The organism is Cognatilysobacter lacus (genome assembly GCF_008274655.1).
Lineage (GTDB): Bacteria > Pseudomonadota > Gammaproteobacteria > Xanthomonadales > Xanthomonadaceae > Cognatilysobacter > Cognatilysobacter lacus.
This window is the reverse complement of the sequence record NZ_VTRV01000246.1, coordinates 1-2078: the sequence shown is the minus strand read 5'-3', so window position 1 is coordinate 2078 and position 2078 is coordinate 1. Positions and strand designations below refer to the sequence as shown.

General features: G+C 70.5%; 4 protein-coding genes. All 4 read right to left on the bottom strand.

Annotated elements, in window-relative coordinates:
• Window positions 1–204: DUF4339 domain-containing protein (locus tag FW784_RS14515; protein ID WP_187770835.1), on the bottom strand; the 204-nt coding region annotated here is incomplete at its 3' end.
• Entirely contained in the window at window positions 201–944 is a 744-nt protein-coding gene (locus FW784_RS13735) for a GYF domain-containing protein (RefSeq protein WP_268890918.1), read from the bottom strand. The genes FW784_RS13735 and FW784_RS14515, both read right to left, overlap by 4 nt.
• Before the next feature lie 48 nt (window positions 945–992).
• Window positions 993–1478, bottom strand: coding sequence for a DUF494 family protein (locus FW784_RS13730; RefSeq protein WP_149353885.1), 486 nt, complete (start codon window positions 1476–1478; stop codon window positions 993–995).
• A gap of 61 nt (window positions 1479–1539) precedes the next feature.
• The coding region (locus tag FW784_RS13725) for a DNA-processing protein DprA (protein ID WP_149353884.1) at window positions 1540–2078 on the bottom strand (539 nt) is incomplete at its 5' end.

Sequence of the window (2078 nt, the reverse complement as noted above, 5' to 3'; positions counted from 1 at the left end):
CGCCGGCGCCGGCATGCCCGGCGGCATGCGCGGGCCAAGCACCTCGTCCATCACCTCATGCCACGGCGACCACGCGGCCATGCCCTCGCGCCAGACCAGCGTGCCCGGCCTCAGTTGGCCCTGGCGGTGCAGTTCGGCGAGGTCGGCGGCGGCCACCGGGCCGAGGCGATTGCGCTGGGTGTCGCTGTAGTACCAGGCGGTCATGGCGCGGTATCTCCTGCGGGCCGGCATTGCGGGCGGCGGTACTTCGGTGGCAGGTCGCCGCCGGTGCAGTCCCATTCGCCTTGCGGCGAGGCGGGCGCCACGAACACGACCGTCTTGCCGTCCACGAGCGGGCGCACGTCGTGCACCGTCATCTTGAAGGCGCAGCGGCCGTCGACGTTTCCGAAGTCCACGCCCGTGCCGTCGGAGATGCCGGCCGCGGCCGCGTCCGCCGGGCAATGCCCGTTGACAGCCATGGCCTGCGCGACGGCGACCTCGATCGAAGGCGCGCGTGCGTCGACCTGCATGGCCACCTTGGAGCGGATCGTGTAGTCCTGGTAGGCCGGGACGGCGATCGCGGCGAGGATCCCGATCACCGGCACCGCCAGCGCAGCAACGACGATCAGCGCGATCAGGCAGCCCGACATGCCCTTGCGCTGCGGGGCGGGGCGCATCACGTAACCGTTCCCCGCGGCCATCGGCATGACGGCGCCGGGCCCGGCGTGGAACGTGGCCGGCGAGGAGGCCGCGGGCGGAAGCGGAGGCGGCAAGGCGGCGTCCGGCTTGACCGACAGCAGGTCGAGCTCCTCGCTGACGCGGTCCAGGGGCTGCCATTCGCGCATGCCTTCACGCCAGACCAGCGTGTCCGGCTGGATACGACGGTCGCGGTAGCGGCTGCGCATTTCGTCGGGCGACAACGGCCCGACTCGGCCCTGTCCAGGGTCGTGATAGAACCAATCCAAGAGATTTCCCCTGTACGTGACGCGACGCCTCCCCAGGCGCCTTCACGCCTAATGTACCGGTTCGGGCTCGTCGTCGAACATCTGGGTCTGCATCCACGCGTATGCGGCTTCGCTGCCGGGCTGGTCGAACAGCACCATCAGCACGACCCATTTGAGGTCATCGATGTCGATCACGTCCTGCTCGAGCGCGAGCACGCGGTCGACGACCAGTTCGCGCTGGCCCGCGTCGAGCACGCCATGCTGCTCGAGGAACATCAGGAAGCCGCGGGTGTCCGCGTCGAGCTTTTCCAGCTCGATGCCGGCATAGACGCGCACCGGGCCGCCGTGGGCGGGCAGCGGGGTCGGGCGCGCGTCCGCGAGGGCGTCGAGCCAGTCGAAGGCTCTGTTGATTTCGGTGGGCGAGAAGCCGGCGTCGGCGAGCTCGGCGAGCAGCGTCGCGCTCTGGCGGCAGTCCGGGTCGCGCAGCGCGCTGCCATCGGCGTCGAGGACGTGCTCGAACAGGTACAGCAGGACGTCGAGAATGCTTTCTTTCATTGACCTCGGCCTGCGTCGGTGTGCGGCGCGTGGGTCAGGACGGTATCGCGACGCCGCGGGGTCAGGCGACGCGGAAGAACCGGCCATGCTGCTGGGCCACGCGGCCCTCCAGCTCCATGACCAGCAGCATGGAGGACAGCCGGGAGGGCGTCAATCCGGTGCGTTCGACCAGCTGGTCCATATCGGTGGGGTCGAAACCGAGCTCCTTCCACAAGCTCTGGTGATCGCCGTCGCTGCACGCCCAAGGCTGCGACGACTGCCCGACCGTGCGGCCCGCGGCGAAAAGCTCGCGCTGGTGGGCGGCCGCTTCGCTCGCCGCCTGTTCGCCCAGCGCTTCGATGACCTCCTCGGGCGACTGCACGAGCACGGCGCCGTCGCGGATCAGCCGGTGGCAGCCACGCGCGAGCGGATTGAGGACCGACCCCGGGATCGCGAACACGTCGCGACCGGCATCCGCCGCGAGGCGGGCGGTGATCATTGCGCCGGAACGCTCGGCCGCCTCCACGACGAGCGTACCGAGGCACAGCGCCGCCAGCAGGCGGTTGCGGCTGGGAAAGTGCTCCCGCCGCGGGCCCGTGCCCGGCAGGTGCTCGCTGAGCA